Genomic DNA, 22,691 nt, shown 5'->3' on the forward strand with positions numbered 1-22,691 from the left:
AAGGCTTCCGAAGCTCAGCGATGACCTCCCGACAATCAGCATCCCCGACATCACCGAGCGCCGTGCACAGGAAAACGATCCGGTCTCGGACCGGCTTCATGGTCCCCTGCGATATAGGTCTGCACGCGTCCGCACCACAGCGGAGATGCATACTGCCGAAGCTAAGTGTGTCTGTTGACGCAAGCTCAAAAGCGAGCCCGTGCAAGGCGCGCCGCAAGATCGTTCCGGATTGCCTGAGGCCTCAGCGCGAGGCAGGCAGCCCGTATATCTTTTCGATATCGTCGAGCATCAGGTTGGCGGCGAGAATCCCGCCGGCCGTATTCCAGACGGCGTCGCTGACGGCGCCGACCTTGCCGGCCTTGACGACAGCAAGATTGTTCCAGAGCGGGTCGGACGTCCAATCGGCCGCGGCGGCGGCCGTCTTGCCGTCACCGGTGTCATAAACCAGGTAGAAGAGCCGATCGCCTTCGAATTCGGGCGTGCGCTCCTTCGTCACCTCGTCGGCGAATTCCATCCGATCCTGGTTTGCCGGCCGCGCAAAGCCGATCTGGCTCAAAACATTGCCGGCAAAAGTATCCTTCAGCAGAATCCGCGTTCGCCCCGGCATGAAGCGCACGAGGGAGATCTTTTCGGCCTTTTTATCCCCCAGCGCCTTGCTGATCGCGGCGACGCGGTCGTCATAGGCCTTGAAGGCCGCTTCCGCCTCCGGCAGTTTCCCGACGGCGGCCGCGTAAAGCTTCATGTTGCCTTTCCAGTCGCTTCTAATTCGTTCGGAAAGGACCGTGGGCGCGATGGCCGAAAGCTGCGAATAGATCTTCTCCTGCCGGAATTTTGTGCCCAGGATGAGATCGGGTTCGAGCGAGGCGATCAGTTCGAGGTTGATGGCCGACTCGTCGCCGACGACGGTTACGCCCTCCATCCGCTGGGCGATGTGGTCGTACCAGGGTTTACCGAGCCAGGACCGCACGGCGCCGACCGGCTTGATGCCCATCGCCAACAGCGCTTCCGTTCCCTCGTTCGTCAGCACGACGATCCTCTTCGGCGCATCAGGCACATCGGTCACGCCCATGGCATGGGTTACTTCGCGCGCGCCGGCCGCAGTTACGGCGATGAGGGACAGAATGGCAGCGAACGCCGCCAGCAGAATGGATTTCGTACGCACGCAGGCCTCGAACTTGACAATTGAATGATTTTTCGACCAATCGGTTGGGTCATAAGATGAGATACATTGTCCACTTAAAGTCAAGCTGAAACTCGTGCGCTCTATCCCCCTCTCCACGTCTTCGCGGCCGATGACATTGCTGGCGATCGCCTTGCCGGCGATCCTCATCCTTGTCGTCGCAGCCAGCGTGGCACTGGGATATCGGCAATATGGGCCGGCTGCGATCTGGAACGCCATCTTCGCTTTCGACGGATCGGAAAGCGCCGTCGTCATCACCACGCTGCGCATCCCCCGGGCTCTTCTTGCGCCGCTCGTCGGCGCCGCTCTCGGTGTCGCCGGCGTCTTGACTCAGACGCTGGCGCGCAATCGCATCGCCTCCCCCGACACGCTCGGCATCAATGCCGGCGCAGCTCTCGCGGTCGTCGCCTCCAGCGTCTGGCTGGGGATCGGCTCGATCGCCGGAATGTCGGTGGCGGCCATTTCGGGCGCACTGGCGACCAGCCTGCTCGTCTTCGGCGTCGCCGCCACTTCGGGAGGCTTCTCGCCGATCCGCATCGTGCTCGTCGGCGTGACCGTCGGCGGTCTGGCATATTCGATCGTCCAGATCATCCTGACCACCAACGAAGCCCAGCTCAAGGAGCTGCTCTTCTGGCTGACCGGCTCGTTTGCCGACCGGCCGATCGCCTTTGCGATCGGCGGCGCACCCGTGGTCCTGGCCGGGCTGGCGGCCGCATGGATGCTCGCGCAGCCGCTCGACGCCCTGCAGGCCGACGATACGACAGCAGCAAATCTCGGCGTGCCGCTCGCCGTCGTGCGCTGGGCCGGCTTCCTGACTGTCTCGCTGCTGACGGGAGCTGGCGTCTGCATGGCCGGTCCGGTCGGCTTCGTCGGTTTCGTCGTGCCGCACCTCGCCCGATGGCTCGTCGGCCTCAGCCATCGCCGCCTGATCGTCACCTCGGCTTTGATCGGCGCCATCTACGCGACTGCGGCCGATATTCTCGCGCGTTTCATCATTTATCCCACTGAGGCTCCGGTCGGCGCGATCACCTCCACCGTCGGCGGCATCACGCTGCTCATCCTGCTTAAACGGAGAGCGGCATGACCTCGCCTGTCCGGTCGCACGCAGCCTCCAGAACTCCCCTGACGCTCGCAGCGATCGTCCTCCTCTTCCTCGCTCTCGCTTCGACCGGCGTGGCATTCGGCTCCACCTGGATCCCGCTTGCCCAGGTTTGGGACGTCCTTCTCGGCGCCGAGATCCGCGGCAAAACCGTCATCATCCTGCAGTTCCGCCTGCCGCGTGTCGTGATCGCTGCTCTGGCGGGCGGGGGCTTTGCGGTCGCCGGATATCTTCTCCAGCGCGTCACCCGCAACGAACTCGCATCGCCCGGCATATTGGGCGTCGTCGACGGCGCCGCGCTGGCGGTCGTCTGCTTCCTTGCGGCGCTCTCCAATGAGTCGAACGCGCTCGTCACCTCGGTCGCCTATCAGCCCGTCGCCGCGGTTGCCGGATCGATTGCGGCGATCTTCGTCGTCTTCGCCTTTGCCGGCCGCCAGGCGGCGTCGGCGATCCGTCTGCTTCTCTTCGGCACCGCCGTTGCCGCGGTGCTCAAATCGCTGACCGTCATCGCCATGCTTGTCGGCCCGGTCTACCAGGCAGGACAGGCCGCCCGCTGGATCGCCGGCGCAGTCAACGAGATCAATTGGAACGAGATCCGGATCACGGCGATCGGCATGCTCCCGCTGACCCTCGTCGTGCTGATCGTCGCCCGCAGGCTGCCGCCGGCCGACCTCGACGAGATGTCGGCCAGAAGCGTCGGCCTCAACCTGCCGAGCTTCCGCATTCAAATCTTCGTCCTTGCCGCGGCCATCACCGCACTTTCGGCCGCCTTCGTCGGCGGCGTCGGCTTCATCGGCCTGATGGCGCCGCATCTGGCGCGCCGGCTGATCGGGCGAGGCGTCCATTTCGGCCTGATCGGCAGCTTCTTCATCGGAGCGTCGATGCTGGTCGGTGCGGATCTTATCGTCCGGTTGCTCTTTTCGCCGACGGAGGTGCCTGCCGGAACGGTTCCGGCCGTCATCGGCGCTCCGTATTTCCTCTATCTCCTGATGAGAAACCAGCGCCATGGCTAGTGCGACCACCACCGGAAACGTCATATCGATCGAAGGGCTGAGCCTGGATTATGGCAAGGTCAACGTCCTGCATTCCCTGTCACTTGCCATCCCCAGGGGCAAGATCACCGTGCTGGCGGGCGCGAACGGCTGCGGCAAATCCACCCTGCTGAGAGCGATCCGCAGGCTGCACAAGCCCAGCAAGGGCGAGATCCTCCTTGAGGAACTGAGCCTTCACAGCCTCGGGGAAAAGGCGCTCGCCAGGAAGATCGGACTCTTGACCCAGAGTCCTTCAGCCCCTGAGGACATGACGGTGCAGGAGCTCGTCCGGCTTGGCCGCTATCCGCACCAGACGCTGCTGCAGCCCTGGAGCGCCGGCGACGCGGAGGCGATCGAGCAGGCGATGGCAGGCACCGGCGTCGGGCATCTGCGTGACCGCAGGCTGGGCTCGCTCTCGGGCGGGCAGTTGCAGCGCGCCTGGATCGCCATGGTTCTGGCGCAGGAGACCGACATCATCTGCCTCGATGAGCCGGTCAACCATCTCGACCTCGCCCATCAGCTCGAATGCCTCGAACTGGTCGACCGTCTCAAGCAGCAGTTCGGCAGAACGGTCGTCCTCGTCCTGCATGACCTCAATCTCGCGGCGCGCTACGGCGACACGCTGGTTTTTCTCAGAGGCGGCGAGATCGTCGCCACCGGGGCGCCCGCCGATCTGGTCACCGAGGCGATGGTCTCCGACGTCTTCGGCGTGCAGGCAAGGGTCATAACCGATCCTGTTCACGGCCGGCCGCTCTGCATCCCGCTGCGTCTTGCCGAGACGTCATCCGAGTAGGCGGCCTCGCCGGCAAGGAGCGCGCTGACCAATCATTCCGCTGTCACCCCTCGATAGACAACTGGCTGAGCTCACCGGTCAATCTGTCGAGTTCGTGCAGAACCTTTTGGATGCGGGCGCGTGCCTGAAGCATCTGATCAATGTCGGAGCCGCCGGATGGTCCGGCTGCGGTCTGCAGGTCATGAGCATTCGTCGTGATATCGGAGACCGGATTTGGAAACTGGATGATTTCAGCCATTCTCATTCATTATTTTCATTGTGCCTGGGAGGATGGAAACTCTCATGTCTCCAGGATGCGGCGTCGTTTCATTGCCGATCGACCGGGACGTCTTCGCTTTTCATTTCAATGTGTTGCGCTCGTCCCTGCACCCAGTAAACGCCTTGTCAACCTTAACAAACTCCTACTTTTGCCGCTACAAGCGGCTCAGCTCCAAGCTTTGCTGCGCCGATCGGACAGCGTTGCGAAATTCGGATAAGGCAGGCGTCAACTTTGAGAACCGTTCAGTCTCTGCGGTTTAAGAACCGGCATAATGCGGAAATCCCGGCCGCTTGCCGTGCTTCGAAGCGAACTCGCAAGCGGTCGTTCTTTATCCGCGCGGCGTTATAGGCGCCCTCCTGCCGCGGCCCCAGAGGATGAAGGCCGAAAGGCCGAGCAGGATGACGTTGAGCGGCAGGGCCGCCGCTTCGCCGCGCGACAGATGAAAGATCATCGCAGCGATCTGCAGCAGCACGCAGCCGAGCGCCGCAAGCAGGGTCAGACGCGGCTGGATGCGGGTCAGGGCCGGCAGCAGTACGCCAGCGCCGCCGGCAAAATCGATGATGCCCATGAGCCGTAGAAACCAGGCGGGAACCTGGCCCGGCCAGACCCACATCGCCGCCAATTGATCGACCGGCATGAAGAATTTCATGCCGCCGAAGATGGTGAAAGCGGCGAAGACGAGCACCTGCGCGGCCCATATCGCGACCTGAAGCAATCTTCCCACGGGCGGCGCCGGCGAAACGGTCGTGGCATTGGACATTTCGAACCTCCTGAACGATGGCTGGCTGCGACGGCAACCTTGAACGAGTTTCACAGATAAAGCTGGCTACCCATCGTTAAAATCGGTATATTTTCGAAACAATTTATCGACAGGATCGATGAGATATGCAGCCGCATCCGACCTTGGATCAGCTTCACGTATTCCTGACCGTGGTGGAGAAAGGCAGTTTCTCGGCAGCCTCCCGCGCGCTGAACCGCACGCAGTCGGTCATCAGCTATACGATCGCCAATCTCGAAGCACAGCTGCGCGTCGCGCTTTTCAGCCGTTCCGGCACCAAGCGGCCGCAGCTTACGGAGGCCGGCCGATCCGTGCTGGAGGATGCGCGCCGGCTGCTCGGCGACCTCGACCTGATGCGGGCACGCGTGCAGGCCTTGAGCGATGGACTGGAGGCGGAACTCAATGTCGCGATGAGCGCCATCGTGCCGTCGGATATCGTCGTCGACGTGCTGCGCGCCTTCCGCAATCATTATCCGACCGTCTCACTGAACGTGACCGTCGGCACGCTCGGGATCGTCATGGATGCGGTCATGGCAGGAAAGGCCGCCGTCGGCTTCGGTGGCGCCATGGCAACCAGGAACGATCAGATCGTTTTCGAGCGGATCGGCCAGTCGGCGATGATCCCGGTCGCCGCCGCCGACCATAGTCTCGGCATGCTGCGCCGACCGCTAAACCTTGCCGACGTGCGCGATGAAACCCAGCTCGTCGTCTATGACGCCTCGGGGCTGACCAAGGGCCGGGATTTCAACGTATTTTCGCTCAAGACCTGGCGGGTCAGCGACAATGCAACGAAGCATCTTTTCATCCGCGGCGGACTGGGCTGGGGCGGGCTTCCGGCCTATCTGGTCAAGGACGATCTTGCCGATGGCCGTCTCGTCCATCTCCAGTTTCCTGCCTTCGATCAGGATGAATATCCGATCCACGTGATACGCAACGTCGCAAACCCGCCCGGACCTGCGGCAAGATGGCTGGTGGCGGAGCTTCGGGCGAGGCTTTCGGGCACGGTCCGAGGTCGGGGACGTCAGCAAGACGTCGAACACGGCTCCAGCAAAATCGGCGGCTGAGGACAGGATTCAGATTTTAGGCCGACCGGACCTGAAATCATCCTGTTCTAGCGCATCTCGCTTGCGGCAGACTCGCCCATCGAAGAGCCCAGCCACAGAGCCATGATTTCCGTCTTCGGCAGGGCTTTGCTGTAGAGGAAACCTTGCGCCGTCCCGCATCCGTTTGCGGCAAGGAAGGCTGCCTGCTCGGCGGTTTCGACGCCTTCCGCCACTACGCTCTGGCCGAGACAGCGCGCGATGGAGAGGATCGCCTTCACCAGTTCCTCATTGCGCTTGTCGGCGCTGTTGATGAAAGACCGGTCGATCTTCAGCGTGTCGATGGGAAAACGGGCCAGATAGTTCAGCGCCGAATAGCCCGTGCCGAAATCATCGATGGCGATCGAAAATCCCATGCTCCGAAGCTCGGAAAGCATCTGCAGCGTTTCATCCTTCTGATCCAGAAGCAGGCTTTCCGTGATTTCGATTTCGAGCCATTCCGCGCGGCAGCCTGTGTTCTCGAGAATCTCGGCGATCGACTTTATCAATCCGGCGGACTGGAACTGCTTGACCGACAGGTTGATTGCCACCTTGTGCGGTATCCCGCCGTCGGCATTCAGCTCGGCGGCCGTCTGGCATGCCTCACGCAGCACCCATCGGCCGAGCTCCACGATTAGCCCGGTATCTTCGGCGACCGGAATGAAGCGGACGGGGGGAATCATGCCCAGCACCGGGTGACGCCATCTCAACAGGGCCTCGGATCCGATCATGACGCCGCTGTCCAGGAGCACCTTGGGCTGGTAGTGCAGCTCCAGTTCACCACGCTCGATGGCACGGCGCAAATCGGATTCCAGCCGCATGCGCTCTTCGGCGCTCGCCGTCAGATCCTTTGAATAGAAGCGAAAGCTGTTTCGCCCCGAGCGTTTGGCGAGATACATCGCGGAGTCGGCGTATTTCACGAGATCGTTGACGTCGGCGCTGTCATCGGGATAGAGCGCGATGCCGACGCTGCACGAGATGAACACTTCCTTGCCATCCAGCAGAAAGCCTTCCTTGAACCTCTCGAGGATCGTGCCGGCAATCCGGCCGAGGTCGTCGCCCTGGCGGATATCCGGCAGCAGGATCGCGAATTCATCGCCGCCGAGACGGGCGACGGTGTCGTAGTCGCGGACACTCGCCTTGAGGCGGGTCGCCGCCTGGCAGAGCAGTTCATCGCCGACGGGATGCCCCATCGTATCGTTGACCACCTTGAAGTGGTCGATGTCGATCAGCGCGACGCCAGCCCGCTGACCGCGTGACACGGCTGAGGTGATCATCTGCCGCAGCCGGTCGTTGAACAGCGATCGGTTCGGCAACGAGGTCAGGGGATCGTAAAAGGCCATCTGGTGGATTTTCTGGCGCGAGACGTTCAATTCGGTAACGTCGCGCGCCACACCGAGAACCCCGACAGCGCCTCCCCCTGCATCCATGACCGGCACCTTGCGTGTTTCAAGAAGAACAGATTGCCCGTTCTCCCGGGAAATGACCCATTCCTCATCGCTGAGGATGCATTCTCCGGCCTCGACCGCCGCCTTGTCCGATTCCCGAAAAAACCGCGCCCTTTCGATGTCGAACAGCTCGAAATCCGTTTTCCCGACAACGTCGGCTTCCGCCAATCCGGTCAGCCGCTCGAAGGCGTGGTTGCACAGCAGATAGACACCGTCCATGTCCTTGACCCACACCATATCGGGCATGGTCTGAAGCACGCTGAGCAACTGCATTCGCACGAGGTTGATGGCGTCTTCCGCCTGCTTCCGCTCGGTAATGTCGCGCGAGAACGCCAGGAGCGTGGTCGCGGCAGCAGGATCGGCGCTCGGCCGTCTGGCCACGGAGAGTTCGAACCACCGCATCTGACCGTTCGGCAAACCGATGCATATGCATCGGCCGTAGGCAACGCCCTCTTTGCCGGCCTCGCGCAGCGCCTCCATTGCGATGGCGGCCTGATCGGGCGCAAGGACGTCGTTAACCGTCCTGCCGAGCAACATCTCCTTCTGCTGGGCCAGCAGTTCCGGATTTCGTGTCCAGACCTGAAGATACCGGCCGTCCTCACCCACCTCGAAGAGGACGTCGGGAATGGCGGTGATGATCCCCTCGGCGAACTCAAGCGCCTTTTTGAGATCCCGCTCCGCCTGCTTGTGCTCGGTAATGTCGACGATGGCGCCGATCACGCCGGCGGCATCTCCATCTTTTCCCGACAACACCACCTTGTTGACGACAACATCGCGCACCGTCCCGCCCGCCGTGGTGATCTTGGTCTCACAATCGCGGGCTCCGCCCCTTTCCGGGAGAGCCTCGTCTTGCGCCAAATGCCATTCCGCCTGATGTTCCGGATTGAGATCGGCGTCGGTTTTCCCGATGATCTCCTCGCGCGCATGGCCAAGCAGGTTCTCGAAGGCCCTGTTGCAGCCGAGGTAACGCCCATGCCTGTTCTTGTAGAAAACCGGAAGAGGAAAGGCGCCGAGCAAGGCTTCGAGCAGGGCTTCCCGATCGACTGCCGCGTCCTGATGCTGCTCTCCGGTTCGCCCGTGGTCATGCCCCGGCGCAAGAAGGGCCGGCTGCTGAAGCGACTGGGACAAGGTCATCATGGATCTCCCTCAACCATGGGAAACAACCAGATGTCTCATTCACCCGGTCGAGAATCTTTAGCAAAGGCCGCCCAAGTCATTTGAGGGGAAAGTTATGGCCTGAAGATCGGATCACAAAGGCACTGGTCCGCTGCGACCGAGCATGTCGGCTTGGCATTGGATATTGCGGTCAGAAAATTAAGAGATCGCTGTGGTCTTCGGCAGTTCAGCAATTTTCGACGCGCGAAGCGGATCGGGTCGGCGCATTATGGATATTCATAATTCTCGTGACCTCAAACGCTGCGTCCGAAAGGCCGGGCGATTGGATCGGAAAACAGACGAGCGGCTATCCGGAATCCGAACCCTCTGGCCAGATCACGACGGTTTCATATGAGCTTGTGGCAAGAACCTGGTTTCGTTGCATTTTTTTACGCTTCTTAAACCAGGGAAACGACAAGCTGGGTCACCGAATGAGGTGCTGCTTGTACTTCTCCGCCATGAAGACGGGTTCAGAGACGAGCCAAAAATCCGCGTTGTCAACAGCGCGTTCAGAGGTGGAAATGTTTGATAGTACGCATGCCTACGACCGTCATTCCAGATGCAGCGCACGGGCCGCGATCGCGCCGACCCTGAATATCCCCGCCGCCAGGTACAGTTGAGCGCGGATCGCGCCGCCTCGGCTTGCTGAAAGCCTCCCACGAGATGTTGACGGTTGGACGTCGATCACGAGATCGGTTCGGCATGCACGTCAGCGACGTGAACGCCATTCTCCGGCGCGCCGCACCCGACGCGCGGGGCCGGGCCATGATGGCCGATCTCTAGCAAATGATTGTGAAGCAGTGTCCCGGAGGCCGCTCGGCCGGGCTGTCTTGTTCTGACGAAGCGCGAATGGTGGGGGTTCGGATTTGGAAAATACGGTGATGCCATCCGGCGAGTCCCATTCTTCCGTCGCGAAATATATCCGCTCCATCGGGCGCCATTACGTCCTCGCCGTCGTCGTCATGACAGTTCTGATCGGGGCAACCTTCCAGACGGTCAAGGTGGCTCTCGATCGCCATTCGCTGCAGCAGAACATCAGCTATTTGATCGGACGCCAATTCATCCGCTTCCAGCAGCTGGCCACCCAGACACGCGCCATCATGCGCGCTTCGGCCGACCCGAATATGCCTGAATATATTATCAGGCCGATGGTCGAGGACGTTCAGAGGGCGATCGACGACATCCGCTCCATGAGCATAGAATTGAACGGGCTGAATACGCAGGTCGAGGCGAACCTTCTCGAACGGCTGAACGGACGGGATAGCGCGTCCGAGAAATTGCGGCTCGAACTCGACGGACGGTTGGAGGACTTCCTTCAAAGGGCCGAACGCGTCGTGTCCGCAAAACTGCAGGATCGACGGGAACGTTACAGCTTCTGGGGACCGATCGACTTTGCCGTTTCGTCGGACAGCGTGCTCATGCGTCAGTTCAGCGCCTTGATCGAGAGCGCGCATGACCGGAGCGATGTCAGCATCGATCACACGCGCCTGATCAGTGCCGTGCTGCTCAGCCTCACCGCCGCAACGCTCATCCTTGCGACCCTCATCCTTTTCATACCGCTCCTCGTCAAACTGCGCACCGAACACCGCCGGACCCTCGATTTCGAGATCAAGCTGACGCATCTGGCGCACACGGATACGCTGACGGGCCTTGGCAACCGATCGTCGTTCAACGAGGCGCTGAACGGGCTGTTCGGATCCCTTGAGCGGACGGGCGCAGGCTTTTCCATGCTGCTGGTCGATCTCGATCACTTCAAGGCCACCAATGACAGTTTTGGGCATCCGGCGGGGGACGCGGTTCTGAGCCATGTCGCGAGGGCGCTGCAGAAGACGTTCCGATCCGGTGATATCGTCGCGCGGCTTGGCGGCGACGAGTTCGCCGCTCTGCTTCCGGGCATTTCAGATGCGGCAACGCTGGAAGGAATTGCCGGGCGCGCAGTCGCCGCCATTGCGACGGAATGTCAGTTCGACGGCCGGTTGCTGCCGGTTTCGGCCAGCCTCGGCGGCGCGGTCGTGCCGGGCCATGCCGCAGACGAGGCGACCCTGATGCGCGTTGCCGATCTGGCGCTTTATGCCGCAAAGGCCAAGCGCAATACCGCCGTCATCTTCGACGAAAGCTCCTTCGCCCAGCGTCTGGAGCAGAACCGGCTTGCGAGCGCCCTCGCCTTCGCCGCCGATCGTGACGAGTTCGTCGTCTACTACCAGCAGAAGGTCAACCTGCAGACCGGCAGGCATCTCGGCTTCGAGGCATTGGTGCGCTGGCGCCATCCCCAGCTCGGCATTCTGCCGCCGGGACGCTTCCTGCCGCTGATGGAAGGTCACCTTATACAGGGGATGACGCGCTGTATCGTCAACACCGTCGCCCGTGATCTCAGAGCATGGCAGGCAGCAGGCCTCGCCGTGGGATCGGTCGCCATCAATCTGCCGGAAGCCCTGCTGGTCGGCGATGACGGTTACGATCTTATCGCTGCGGCGGTCGGAGCGAACCGGCTCGACTGGCTCGATTTTTCCATCGAGATCACCGAAGACGTCTTTCTCAATCGCGGCGCCAACCAGATCGCCGAGACCATCTCCCGCTTCCGCAAGCATGGAGTCTCGGTCTCGCTCGACGATTTCGGCACCGGCTTTGCGTCGCTCGTGCATCTGCGTGACTTCCCCTTCGACGAACTGAAGATCGACCGCAGCTTCGTTGCCGAAATCGGCAAGGATGTTCGATCGGAACAGATCGTCAGGGCGATCATCGATCTGGCGCGCAACCTCGGCAAACGGTGCGTCGCGGAAGGTATCGAGGAGGAGGTCCAGCGCGACTTCCTTCTGCATGCGGGTTGCGACATCGGCCAAGGTTATCTGTTCGGCAAGCCGGAACCGGCTCTCGTGGCGGTCGAACGATTGGTTCGTCGGCCGGCGGTGCGCGGAATATCCGGGCGGTCCCGCAAATTGCCGGTTGAAACGGTCTCCTGAACCGCACGGCGCGGCACAAACATCGACGAAAGAGGATAAGGAATGAGACGGGCAATCATACGGGCGTGGCTTGCCACGACCCTGGCGGCGGCAGCTCCTGCGGCCGAGGCTTTCGCGGCAGAGGGCATGGCGGTGGACGTCGTGCATTTCTGGGTATCGAAAAGCGAGGCGGCGGCGCTCGATGTTTACCGCAAGGCCTGGGCAGCGGCCGGCAACCAATGGGTTGACATGCCGGCGGAGAACAAGGTCGCGGTCCAGCGGGTCGTGAGCGACCGCATCGCCAACGGATATGCGCCGGCTGTGATGCAGTGGAATGCCAACGAAGGATCACGCGAACTGCCGGAAATGGGCATCGTGCTCGACATTGACGATGTCGCCCAGGCGGATCACTGGCGCGATGTCATTCCCGCGACGGTGTTCGACCGGATCTCCTCCAAGGGAAAGGTTTATTTTGCGCCGACCAATATCCATGCCGAAAACTGGCTGTGGACGAGCACGGCGGCATTGGCCGAAGCGGGAGCAAAGACGCCGCAGACCTGGGACGAGCTGTTCGATGCGGCCGACAAAATCCAGGCGACGGGACGCCGGGCGATCGCGCTCGGCGGCGCCCGATGGGAGGTGTCTCTCATCTTCAACGACATCGTCTATCACAAGTTCGGGCCGGAAGGTTATGCCCGGCTGATGAGCGGCGATGCAGAGCTGGTGCAGGACCCGCGCATGATCGAGGCGCTGGATATGCTGCTGCGCCTGTCCGATTATGTGGAGCCGATCGAACAGCGGAAGAACAAGACATGGGCTGATGCGACTGCGGCGGTCGGCCAGGGCAAGGCCGGCATGCAGTTCATGGGCGACTGGGCCAAAGGCGAACTTGCAGCGCGCGGCTACAGCGTCGACAAGGATTTCGACTGCAGCCTCGTTCCCGGCACCTCCATCGCCTATTTCATGGTGATCGATGCCTTCGCCTTTCCGCTGACCAACCGGGACGGCACGGCGCAAGCGCAGCAGGCTTTCGCGCGCATGGTGCTCGATCGGGACAACCAGGTTGCCTTCAGCCGGATCAAGGGCTCTTTGCCCGTCCGCACCGATGTCGATCCATCGGGACTCGATCGCTGCGGCAAACTTGGATTGGAGATGATCAAGGCGCATAAGGGCGAAGTCAGCGCCCAGTCCCAGGCCATGCCGACCCAGATGTCGGAAGGCTGGATCGCCGTGGTCGGCGACTTCTTCAACAACAGGAACATGTCGGCGCAAGAGGTTCAGAAGCGCTTGCACGATCTGCTGATGCAGCGCTGAAGGCCGCGGACGGCCGGCACCGCAGCACGGCACGAGTATCCATAATTCGCAGAGATGTACGATAAGCGCAGCAAACGGCGCGCCGCCAGTCCGCTGGCGGCTGGAACTCACAAGATTTAACAAAGGCTTAAGCTTCGTTGAAACATCTTGCCATCACGATTTTCATTGTGGGCGTGTTGGTGGTTTTTTGAAGTCAGTTTTTTTATCTTCAATGGGTCGATGCTTGCACACGCTTCGCGGTCTCGGAAGCGACAGAACCGGCAATGTCGCGATCGTCGTTGCCCTCAGCCTAGTGCCGATGCTCGTCGCGGTCGGCGCGAGCTTCGACTACATCCGCAGCTACAATGTCCGACAGAGAATGCAGAGCGACCTTGATGCGGCCCTGATCGCCGCGGTCAAACAGATCGACAATGTCGAGGACGCGGACGCTCTCAAGAAGAAGGTTTCCGACTGGTTCCACGCACAGGTGGACAACAGCTACACGTTGGGTGAGATCGAGATCGATACGGCCAACCACAACATCACGGCGACGGCGAGCGGCACCGTCCCGACCACCTTCATGAAGATCGCCAACATCGAGACCGTCGACGTCAGCGTGGCGAGCGCCGTCAAGGGACCGGCCACCTCCTATCTCAACGTCTATATCGTCATCGACACCTCGCCCTCGATGCTGCTGGCGGCAACGACATCGGGCCAGGCGACGATGTATGCCGGCATCGGGTGCCAGTTCGCCTGCCACATCGGCGACGCGCACACGATCGGCAAGAAGACATATGCCAACAACTATGAATACAGCTCGGAAAAGAAGATAAAACTGCGTGCCGATGTCGCCGGCGACGCCGTCCGCGAAGTGCTCGACATGATCGACGAATCCGACGCCAATCACGAACGGATCAAGGTCGGACTCTACAGCCTGGGAGATACGCTCACCGAAGTTCTGACGCCGACGCTGAGCACGGATACGGCGCGTACCCGCCTGGCGGACGCGAGCTACGGCCTCACCAGCGCGACCTCGAAGGCCGCCACCTATTTCGACGTATCGCTTGCAACGCTCAAGCAGAAGGTCGGCGCTGGAGGGGATGGAACCACCTCGGGCTCGCCACTCAAGCTGGTTCTTCTGCTGACGGACGGCGTGCAGTCGCAGCGTGAATGGGTGACCGACAAGGTGACATGGGACAAGAACGGGAAGCCGACGTACGGGGCCTATTGGAACAAGGTGGCGCCGCTTAATCCCGAGTGGTGCGGCTATCTGAAGAACCAATCCAACACGATGGCGGTGCTCTACACCGAATATCTGCCGATCACCTCGGACTGGGGCTATAACGCCACCGTCGGCTCGACCATGGCCAGCGCCAACTGGAAGAGCACCTGGGGCGGCACCATGGACAGCGGCGTTTCGAGCAGCATTACGCGGCGGGATTACATCCCCTATGCCCTTGCCGGCTGCGCATCGTCGAAGAGCCTGTTCATTTCGGCATCGTCGTCGTCCGAGATCACGGAAGGCCTGTCGACGCTCTTCACCCAGTATCTCTCTTCCGTCCGGTTGACCCAATGACCGCAAGAAAACGCTTTGCGCCGTTTCGCCGCCTGCTCGGCGATCGCAAGGGGGTGGCCGCGATCGAGTTTGCGATCCTGGCCCTGCCGCTCTTCATCATGATATTCGGCATCATCGAAGTGTCGCTGATGTTCTTCGTCAACTCCGCGCTGGACGCCTCGGTTCACAAGATCTCCCGGATGATCCGGACCGGCGAGGTCGCCTCGTCCAAGATCACGCTGGCCGGATTCAAGAGCAAGATCTGCGACGACATGCTTCTGGCATTCAGCTGCTCCAGCGGTCTCGTCGTCAAGGTCAGCGTGCTTTCCGACCTGTCCTCCGCCACCAGCGCCGATCCTATCGACAACAGCGGCAAGCTCACCGTCACCGAGACCTACGATATCGGCAAGGGCAGCGACTACATTCTGGTGCAGGCATTCCTGCCCTGGGGAGCCACCGTCAACTTCTTCAGCCTGTCGAGCGCCAAGCTCTCGGACGGCAGCTATCTCCTCGGATCGTCCGCTCTGTTCCGCAACGAGCCCTTCTGACATGATGATGAAACGAAACCTCCCCCTTATCAGCTTCATCAGGTCCCGTATCCGCCGGCTCGCCCGCGACCGCTCGGCCGCTTCCGGCGTGGAATTCGCATTGGTGCTGCCGATCCTCATCGTGCTGCTGTTCGGCACCGTCGATCTCGGCCATGCTCTGACCGTCAGCCGCAAGATAGACGAGATCGCTTCCAGCACGAGCGACATGATCGCCCAGCAGAGCACCTGGACGAAGACCGACGTCGCTAAGCTTCTCTCCGGCGCAAGCTTCATCCTGCAGCCCTATGAAACCACCGGGCTGACCATTATGGTCACGGTCAACGATGTCGACAACAGCGGCAAGGCAACCGTCAACTGGTCGGCCGCGTTCAACACCACGGCGCTTGCTTCCGGCACGGCAAGCGCCATCGACATACCGAAAAAGATACAGGAGACCGGGGTGCAGGTGGTGCTGACCCGCGTGCAATATCGTTTGACGACGCCCGTCTCGACATTCTTTTCAAACTTCACGGGAATGGACGGCTACAGCTTCGACCACCATTTCTTCACGCGTCCCAGGGTCAGCGACACGATCAAATACAATTGAGCCGCAGGCTGCCCGCCATTCAGACCATTGTCGCCGGGCAGACAATGATGCATTGCTTCGGCCGCTCGGCGGATCGGGAGAAGGAATGCTGCGCCGGCGGGACGGCGACAAGGCCGGGGCAGCGCGGATGGTGAGCGCCAAATATGCCGCCGAGAAGAACGCGGGATCTGCCCGCCACTACGAAGAGCTTGCTGAAACATTGGAACAGCAGAACGATTGAATGATGAGCGAGACGCTGCAGCGACGATCCTTTCTGGCAGGACTCTGGGCCGGACTGCTGTCGGCGCTATTGAGCGCGATGCGGCCGGCGTCGGCGGCGAACCAGCCGCCACACGGCGCCCGCCAGCAGGCGGAAGGCCGGAAAGGTAAGGCCGGCATCCATCCCTGGATCGGCGTCGGCGAAGAGGTGACCGCCGAGATCATGATAGACGGCAAGGCGATGGAGACGCCGAGGGTCGAACCGGATCGTTTTCGAAGACGTGGACCGTGCGCGACATGGCCCCGATTTCCGCTCCGCTCTATGACGCTTCGCGACCGCTGATCGAACGTGTGCGCACTTTTGCCGAACTATCCGGACTGGTGGACGTGGACATGCCTCGGCTACCCCCCGGCACGACGGCGGAGGCAGCTTTCCAGCAACTGGAAAAGCGTCTGAATGTCCATCTGCCCGCGCCGCTGCGCCAACTGCTCGGCGGCGCCGACATACAGATCGACGTCTCCTTTTTTCGGCCGCCGCAGGATCTCGGGACGGTAAGCGAATTGCTGCTCAAGGACTGGGGTTATACCGCCAGCGGCGGCAAATACCCGTTGGACGTGCTGCTGCCCGAGACCGTCCGGGCTCGCTATGACAGAAGTGTCGCGGTATTTGTCGAAGTCGGCGACGGGCTGGGCGCGCTTGCATGGGATCCCGTCGGCGTCAGCCCACAGGAACCGCCGAACAGCTGGGGCGACAAGGGCAATCCGGGCGCACAGCCCGCGACGTCCGATGAGGGCGTATGGTACTGGCTGCATCAGGAGCATATCGGCGAGCCCGAATTGCTGCTGGATGACGACTATCGCCCCAGAAACGCCGAGGCTGCACTCACCAACGCGTTCCAGCGCTTCACCCTGTCGCAGGCCTCTTACCCCGAGACCGACGACGAGCTGGTCGTCGACACCGCTCATCCGCGCAATCTGTTGCAGCTCAATTTCGACGGGCCGAAGAAGCCCCAGCTCTGGCTGCGCAGCTACGACTATCACTACAGCCTTTACTGAGTGGAACGAGGCTCACCCGGCGAGCTTGACGATGCCGTAGGGATTGAACTTGAACTCGTCCACTTCATAGGTGGAATCGAACGAGAGCCTGGCCCCGCGCGCCTTGAGCGTCGGATCGAGCCCCTGCTCGGCAATCTCGTCGGCAACCGCATCCATAATGGCAACGACCTTCCTTTCACTGCCGGCGGTCTCCGCGACGTAGACTTCCGGCAGGCCGACGAGATGGAAGCCGACGCTTTCCAGATATCCCCGCGCCGAGAGCGGCCGCTTGGCGAAAGCGAGCCGGCCGATGCGCTGCTGGGCGAGCGGATCTGCCGCTTTCACCGCCTCCGCACCTTGGCCGATCAGCGCTCTCCATCGATCGAGGCCATGGGCGATGCCGGCGCTTTCGCCTTTGACGGCCACCGCTCCCGCCGCGATCAGTCGCTCGACGAGGCGCAGCGCCGTCATCGACACCTTTACCGTCTCCGCCTGCGCCATGCTCGGCCCGAGCACGTAGAGGACGGATTGATGATCGGCGACGGCTTTCTCATCCGCCTCGTTCCACACATCGGCCTCGACCCGATCCCAGCAGACATCGAACGATCGGCTCATGCGATCATCCGGTTCTGCCTGCGAATATTCCTCGTCGACGCTGAATCCATCGGCGAAGTCCCGAATCGCTTGGGCTGCTGCCTCGGACAAGCGGCTGAGGTCGCGATCCTTCCCGAGGAAACACAGAACATGCCGGGGCGTCACCGAGGACGCCTCCTCCCGGATCGCCGATTCCGGACTCGCTTCCCCGGCGAAAGCCGGTTTCCAGCCGATCATGGCCCACAAGGACCCCAAGAGCGAGCGACGCAGGATATGCAAGATCGATGCCTCCGTTCGGTCATATGTTTACAGCCTCCGCTTGTAAACATATGACGTCCGAAACGAAAGCGGGATCGTCGCCGCAGCCGATGCGTCGTGCGCCTTTTCTTCAGGCCCAGATGTCGCCTAGGGTGAACCCTTCGGTGAAGGGATCGTCATTGTCGAGGACGAGGGTATTCAGGCCCGAGATCCAGCTGGTGCCGGTCAGCGTCGGAACAACGGCGGATTTGTCGCCGATCCGGGCCTCCTCGACCAGCCTGCCGGTATAGATATTGCCGAGAATCCCTTGATGCCGGAAGTCCTGATGGAGCGGCAATTCGCCCTTCGCATGCAGAACGGCCATCTTGGCGCAAGTGCCGGTGCCACAGGGGCAGCGATCGAGCGCACCCGTCCAGGTGGCAGGATCGTCCCAGGAAAGATCGCCTGTCGCCATCGTCACCGTGTTCTTCCAATCGGCGTTCGGATCGTCCGTCGGCCCCGACAGCTGCGAGATCGTGATGCCGACGCCGGGGTAATGCGGATGGGCAACCGGCAATTGTTCGATGGCCGCCTGCCGGATCATCGCCGAAACGCGCGCGATCTCCCGCCCATGTGCCGGGATCAGCTCGAGGCCTTTGAACTGCCTGACATCGGCGATGACATAGAACATGCCGCCCCAGCCGACATCGACGGTCACCTTTCCGAGATGCGGCACATCGATGACGGCATCGAGATGGGCGGCAAATGCCGGGACGTTCTTGAAGGTCACGTTCTTGACCTTGCCGTTCTTGCATTCGGCCTTGACGCGGATCAGGCCGGCGGGCGCCTCGAGCACCAGCTCGGTGACCGGCTCCCTCATCGGAAGCATGCCCATTTCCAAAAGCACCGTCACCACCGAGATGGTATTGCCGCCGGACATCATCGGATATTCGACCTGCTCCAGGATGATGTAGCCGGCATCGGCTTCCGGGTGAGAGGGGGGTACGATGATGTTGCAGCAATGGGCGGGATAACCGCGCGGCTCGCGCAGCATCAGCTTGCGCAGCTGGTCATCGTTGCTCTCCAGCCATTTCATCTTCTCATAGACGGAATTGCCGGGAATATGCGGAATGCCGCCCGTGACCACCCGCATCGGCGTGCCCGCGTGGGTATCGACTGCGTGGATCGTTCTTTTGAAACCCATAATTTCTCCTCCATCGTGTCGTTGCGAGATTGCCGTTTCATTAGACCGGCGGCCTGCAGGTCGGCCATTGCCTTGTAATATCGTATACGATATCTCTTATCCGAAGTCACGGAGCTGTCAACCATCAAAGTCACGCTTGTTGACACCAATGTACATTTTTCCTTTCGGCGTCTCGGCGCTGTTGCTAAGGAATTCCATGGGCCGGAACATCGACCGGCCGAGAAACCGGGCCGCGCCAGATGTCTTCAAAACATCAGCGGCAAGGAAACACAGGAAGGGAGATTTCAGATGTCGGATGAGGTCGTGCTCGATCAGGCTGAAGCCGAGACCTTGGCAATACGGGCCTGCCAGGCAGCCGGGGCAGCGCAATCCACCGCCCGCTCTCTGGTGGACGCCACCTTGTCCGCCGCGCTCTTTGGACCTGCCACCCTCGGATTTCCGCACATGGTGGATTATCTCGACAGTTTTCGCGAGGGCCGCATCAATTGCGACCCAACCCCCAGCTGCGAGCGCCCGTTTCCCGCCTTCTTCGTCGCCGACGCCGATCGTGGCATCGCGCAGCTGGGCTTCGATCTGGCGTTCGACGATCTGGCCGAAGCGGCGCGCACTTTCGGGGTCGCCGTCTTCACGCAGACGAACAGCTACACCGCGGGAGAGCTGGGCTATTATGTTCGCCGGCTTGCCGGCGAAGGGCTTGCCGGCATCGCCGCGACCAATGCAAATGCCATGGTGGTCGCCAAAGCGGGCGGCCCCGCCGTCTACAGCACGAACCCGATGGCCTTCGGCTTTCCGCTCGGAGAAGGCTCGCTGCCGCTGATCATCGACCAGGCATCGAGCGCCACGGCCTATGTCAACATCGTCGCAGCTGCAGCCGAGGGGCGCAGCATTCCGGAGGGATGGGCGGTCGACGAAACGGGCATGGACACACGGGATGCCGCAAGAGCACTGGCCGGAGCCCTCCTTCCCTTCGGCGGGCGCAAGGGCGCCAACGTGGCGCTGATGGTGGAAATGCTGTCGGCCGGACTGTCCGGAGGCCCCTGGTCACTGGACACTCCATCTTTCAGATCGGGAAGCGCCAGCCCGGCGGTGGGATTGACCGTCATCGCAATGATGCCCGGACGCCCCGACGATGGCCTCGTCGAGCGCGCGCATCGCCAGGCAGCCCGGCTCCAGCAACACGGCGTGTTCATACCTGGCGTCGATGGGATCGAATATCCAAAATCGCCGTCTCAGAGCCTGAAAGTGCCGCGCGCGGTCTTCGAGACCATCAAGCAGATCGCAGACGCCTGACGGACCGGCATCGATTTCAGAGTGCCGCTCAGCGAGGCTTTTTTGCCGGAAGATGTTCGAGGAGGGATTGGCAGGCGCTCATGATGTGAGCATAGACGAGACCGGCCGCCTTTTCTTCGTCACGCGCCCGGCACGCTTCGATGATCTCCCGATGTTCGCGGTCCGCCGTCTGCTTGCCGTGCGACAGCGTCAATTGCACCCGGAGATAGCGTTCCAGCCGGTCGTGGACGGAACGGATCGTGTTGACTAGGAACGGTCGTTGCGCATCCTCGTAAAGACAGCTGTGAAACCGCCAGTTCAATTCCGACCAGCGCGCCACATCCGTTTCCTTGGCGAAGGCCTCGCAATAGGCCAGAGCCGTTTCGAAGGTCTCTTCCGTCATGTGAGGGATCGAGAGCTTGATGGCGTTCGATTCCAGAATCGCTCGAACCTCGAAGATCTGAGCGATCTCGGGTTCCGAGACGCTGGTAACGACTGCGCCTTTGTTTCGGTGGAATTCCACCAGGCCTTCCGCCTCCAGCCGCTTGAGCGCTTCCCGCACGGGGATCTTGCTGACATTGAACAGGCGGGCGACATCGTCCTGGCGGATCGGCTCGCCTTCATCCAGCGAGCCGTCCGCGATGGAATCGCGGATGAACTTCAGGATGACATCCGAGGCGGTTGGGGCCTTCCCGAGATTTGTCACCTGAGCGGTGTTGAAAGGCATTCCCCGAGCTCCTCGTTTCGTACACGACGCATATCCCCATTGGGATATCGTAGACGATCCCGCTGCTCAAGGCCGATCGGCGCTTTCAAGCCACGGCTTGCGCCCCGGTGATTTCCACCAGCGAGCCGCACATGAAGGCCGCCTCGTCCGATGCGAGGAAGGCAACGAGGGCCGCCACCTCCTCCGGTCTGCCGATACGGCCATAGGGAACGAGCTTGTCGAGATCGGCGATCGTGCGGCCGGAGCGGGTGACGCCCGCTTCCAGCATCGGCGTGTGGATTTCGCCCGGGCAGACCGCATTGACGCGAACCTTGTCGGGCGCATAGTCGCGGGCAAGGTTCTGGGTGAAGGCGGCGACGGCCGCTTTCGTCGTATTGTAGGCGATGTGGTTCGGCGCGGGATAGAGCCCCCACTGAGAGGCAGTGTTGACGATCGCGCCGCCGCCGCCGGCGATCATATACGGCAGCGCCGCCCGGCAGAGATGAAACATCGAATCCAGGTTGACGGCGAAGCTCGTGCTCCAATCCTCGTCCGACAGCGACAGCAGATTTCCGCGCCGGTTGATGCCGGCATTGTTGACCAGCACGTCGAGCCGTCCCTTGATCGCAAAGGCTTTCTCGATGAGGTCGACGCAGTCGGGCTTGCGCGAGATGTCGGCCGCGATCGCAATTGCAGATCCGCCGACGGCCTCTATGCCGGCGGCGACGTCACCCGCCGCCCCGGCGTTCGCGTCCGTCACCACCACCAAGGCGCCCTCATCGGCCAGCCGCTTGCAGATGGCCGATCCGATGCCGCCTCCGCCGCCCGTCACGACGGCGACCTTGCCCAAAAATCTCTTCATAACGAACCTCTTCCCTTTGTCCTGACGCGATTGCGGATGCAATATCGCTGCCCGCTACCGCTGGAATTCCTCTACCTGATGTAGCTGCCGCCATTGACGTCGAATGTCGCGCCGTTGACCGATGCCTGCGACGGGCGAAGCAGGAAGGCCACCAGTTCGGCGATCTCGGCCGGCTCGGCCATCTCACCGATCGGGATATCGCCGACGGCAGCATCCTTGCCGTGCCTTGCCACAAAATCCTCGGCCATATCGGTTCGCACCCATCCCGGCGCGACGGAGACGGCGACCACACCGTCGCGGCCGAAGCTCCTCGCGATCGACTTGGTGAGATTGACCAGCGCCGCCTTCGTCGCCCCATAAGGCATGGCGTCGGCCGCGTAACCGCGCTGACCGGCGCGGCTGGCCATATTGACGATCCGCCCGCCGCCAAGTTGTTTGAAATGCACGAGCGCCTCTTTGCAGAGATCCGCCGCCGCAAAGAAGTTCACCTGAAACTCCTTCTGCCAGGCCGCTTGCCAATCGGCCGGATCGGCGTCGATCGAAATCTCGTTGCGGACCCCGGCATTGTTGACGACGGCATGGATCCGTCCCGCCGCCGAAAGCGCGTCGCGCCAAAGCGCAAAGGCGCCGTCCGGACTGGACAAATCAGCCTGAACGATCACGCCGTTTCCGCCGAGTTTGCCGAGCAGGGCTTCCGCGCGCTGCCTGTCGCGGCCGTAGTGGATGACCGGTCGCGCGCCTTCGGCCGAAAGGCGCTCGACGATGGCTGCACCGATTCCGCCGGATGCCCCGGTAACGAGGACAGTCTGGCCGATGAGTGGTTGAAGGTGAGACATTGCAGGC

The 22,691-nt window shown here is 61.8% G+C and carries 22 protein-coding genes; 13 read left to right on the forward strand and 9 right to left on the reverse strand.

All coding sequences use genetic code 11. The annotated features are described in order from the left end of the window. Positions 1-241 precede the first annotated feature (241 nt). Positions 242-1,162, reverse strand: coding sequence for an iron-siderophore ABC transporter substrate-binding protein (locus CO671_RS19140; protein ID WP_245425002.1), 921 nt, complete (start codon positions 1,160-1,162; stop codon positions 242-244). A 94-nt stretch (positions 1,163-1,256) separates the two neighbouring features. On the opposite strand from CO671_RS19140, the gene CO671_RS19145 reads away from it, so the two are divergent. From CO671_RS19145 to CO671_RS19155, 3 genes are read left to right on the forward strand one after another with little or no spacing between them, the layout of a single operon-like run. Further along, positions 1,257-2,264: an iron ABC transporter permease gene (locus CO671_RS19145; protein WP_245423778.1), complete on the forward strand. Its 1,008-nt coding sequence runs from the start codon at positions 1,257-1,259 to the stop codon at positions 2,262-2,264. After that, a complete protein-coding gene (locus tag CO671_RS19150) occupies positions 2,261-3,292 on the forward strand; it encodes an iron ABC transporter permease (RefSeq protein WP_097607227.1) in 1,032 nt (343 codons plus the stop codon). The genes CO671_RS19145 and CO671_RS19150 overlap by 4 nt, the downstream gene beginning before the upstream one ends. Continuing rightward, positions 3,285-4,103, forward strand: coding sequence for an ABC transporter ATP-binding protein (locus tag CO671_RS19155; protein ID WP_097607228.1), 819 nt, complete (start codon positions 3,285-3,287; stop codon positions 4,101-4,103). Before CO671_RS19150 ends, CO671_RS19155 begins: the two co-directional genes overlap by 8 nt. A gap of 43 nt (positions 4,104-4,146) precedes the next feature. Here CO671_RS19155 and CO671_RS33785 read toward each other — a convergent pair whose 3' ends face one another. Together CO671_RS33785 and CO671_RS19170 are read right to left on the reverse strand one after the other, a co-directional pair. Beyond that, a complete protein-coding gene (locus CO671_RS33785) occupies positions 4,147-4,341 on the reverse strand; it encodes a hypothetical protein (RefSeq protein WP_170965008.1) in 195 nt (64 codons plus the stop codon). Positions 4,342-4,690: 349 nt separating this feature from the next. Beyond that, positions 4,691-5,122 (reverse strand): DoxX family protein, encoded by a 432-nt coding sequence (locus tag CO671_RS19170; RefSeq protein ID WP_097607230.1) that lies wholly within the window; start codon positions 5,120-5,122, stop codon positions 4,691-4,693. Between the two features lie 125 nt (positions 5,123-5,247). Here CO671_RS19170 and CO671_RS19175 point away from each other — a divergent pair, with 125 nt between their 5' ends. After that, a complete protein-coding gene (locus CO671_RS19175) occupies positions 5,248-6,204 on the forward strand; it encodes a LysR family transcriptional regulator (RefSeq protein ID WP_097607231.1) in 957 nt (318 codons plus the stop codon). A gap of 47 nt (positions 6,205-6,251) precedes the next feature. Here CO671_RS19175 and CO671_RS19180 read toward each other — a convergent pair whose 3' ends face one another. Then, a complete protein-coding gene (locus CO671_RS19180; protein ID WP_097607232.1) occupies positions 6,252-8,804 on the reverse strand; it encodes a bifunctional diguanylate cyclase/phosphodiesterase in 2,553 nt (850 codons plus the stop codon). An 899-nt stretch (positions 8,805-9,703) separates the two neighbouring features. Here CO671_RS19180 and CO671_RS19185 point away from each other — a divergent pair. The 8 genes from CO671_RS19185 (at position 9,704) to CO671_RS19215 (ending at position 16,997) form a co-directional block, all read left to right on the forward strand. Further along, the gene (locus CO671_RS19185) at positions 9,704-11,782 is read left to right on the forward strand and encodes an EAL domain-containing protein (protein ID WP_097607233.1); all 2,079 of its coding nucleotides are present in this window, start codon (positions 9,704-9,706) and stop codon (positions 11,780-11,782) included. A gap of 42 nt (positions 11,783-11,824) precedes the next feature. After that, positions 11,825-13,075 carry an ABC transporter substrate-binding protein gene (locus CO671_RS19190; protein WP_097607234.1) on the forward strand — a complete coding sequence of 417 codons (1,251 nt, stop codon included), beginning with the start codon at positions 11,825-11,827 and terminating at the stop codon, positions 13,073-13,075. Between the two features lie 211 nt (positions 13,076-13,286). Then, positions 13,287-14,630, forward strand: a complete 1,344-nt coding sequence (locus CO671_RS19195; protein WP_097607235.1) for a TadE/TadG family type IV pilus assembly protein — start codon at positions 13,287-13,289, stop codon at positions 14,628-14,630. Beyond that, positions 14,627-15,157 carry a TadE/TadG family type IV pilus assembly protein gene (locus CO671_RS19200; protein ID WP_010030766.1) on the forward strand — a complete coding sequence of 177 codons (531 nt, stop codon included), beginning with the start codon at positions 14,627-14,629 and terminating at the stop codon, positions 15,155-15,157. Before CO671_RS19195 ends, CO671_RS19200 begins: the two co-directional genes overlap by 4 nt. Before the next feature lies 1 nt (position 15,158). Continuing rightward, entirely contained in the window at positions 15,159-15,743 is a 585-nt protein-coding gene (locus tag CO671_RS19205) for a TadE/TadG family type IV pilus assembly protein (RefSeq protein WP_097607236.1), read from the forward strand. A gap of 85 nt (positions 15,744-15,828) precedes the next feature. Beyond that, the gene (locus CO671_RS34515; RefSeq protein ID WP_280953342.1) at positions 15,829-15,963 is read left to right on the forward strand and encodes a hypothetical protein; all 135 of its coding nucleotides are present in this window, start codon (positions 15,829-15,831) and stop codon (positions 15,961-15,963) included. Between the two features lie 3 nt (positions 15,964-15,966). Then, on the forward strand, positions 15,967-16,284 hold the full coding sequence (locus CO671_RS34010; RefSeq protein WP_210201915.1) for a hypothetical protein: 318 nt from the start codon (positions 15,967-15,969) through the stop codon (positions 16,282-16,284). Next, positions 16,230-16,997, forward strand: coding sequence for a hypothetical protein (locus tag CO671_RS19215; RefSeq protein WP_210201916.1), 768 nt, complete (start codon positions 16,230-16,232; stop codon positions 16,995-16,997). The genes CO671_RS34010 and CO671_RS19215 overlap by 55 nt, the downstream gene beginning before the upstream one ends. A gap of 12 nt (positions 16,998-17,009) precedes the next feature. Here CO671_RS19215 and CO671_RS19220 read toward each other — a convergent pair whose 3' ends face one another. Together CO671_RS19220 and CO671_RS19225 are read right to left on the reverse strand one after the other, a co-directional pair. Further along, positions 17,010-17,849 carry a hypothetical protein gene (locus CO671_RS19220; protein WP_097607237.1) on the reverse strand — a complete coding sequence of 280 codons (840 nt, stop codon included), beginning with the start codon at positions 17,847-17,849 and terminating at the stop codon, positions 17,010-17,012. 109 nt (positions 17,850-17,958) lie between these two features. Beyond that, positions 17,959-19,011 (reverse strand): proline racemase family protein, encoded by a 1,053-nt coding sequence (locus CO671_RS19225; protein WP_097607238.1) that lies wholly within the window; start codon positions 19,009-19,011, stop codon positions 17,959-17,961. Positions 19,012-19,299: 288 nt separating this feature from the next. Between CO671_RS19225 and CO671_RS19230 the strand changes: the two genes are divergently transcribed. After that, positions 19,300-20,301: an Ldh family oxidoreductase gene (locus CO671_RS19230; RefSeq protein ID WP_097607239.1), complete on the forward strand. Its 1,002-nt coding sequence runs from the start codon at positions 19,300-19,302 to the stop codon at positions 20,299-20,301. 28 nt (positions 20,302-20,329) lie between these two features. Here the strand turns inward: CO671_RS19230 and CO671_RS19235 are convergent, their stop codons facing one another. The 3 genes from CO671_RS19235 to CO671_RS19245 form a co-directional block, all read right to left on the reverse strand. Then, on the reverse strand, positions 20,330-21,007 hold the full coding sequence (locus CO671_RS19235; protein ID WP_097607240.1) for a GntR family transcriptional regulator: 678 nt from the start codon (positions 21,005-21,007) through the stop codon (positions 20,330-20,332). 85 nt (positions 21,008-21,092) lie between these two features. Continuing rightward, on the reverse strand, positions 21,093-21,848 hold the full coding sequence (locus tag CO671_RS19240; protein WP_097607241.1) for an SDR family oxidoreductase: 756 nt from the start codon (positions 21,846-21,848) through the stop codon (positions 21,093-21,095). Between the two features lie 71 nt (positions 21,849-21,919). Continuing rightward, positions 21,920-22,684 (reverse strand): SDR family oxidoreductase, encoded by a 765-nt coding sequence (locus CO671_RS19245; RefSeq protein ID WP_097607242.1) that lies wholly within the window; start codon positions 22,682-22,684, stop codon positions 21,920-21,922. Positions 22,685-22,691: the final 7 nt, after the last annotated feature.

The organism is Rhizobium sp. M10 (genome assembly GCF_002531955.1).
GTDB classification, from domain to species: domain Bacteria; phylum Pseudomonadota; class Alphaproteobacteria; order Rhizobiales; family Rhizobiaceae; genus Rhizobium; species Rhizobium etli_C.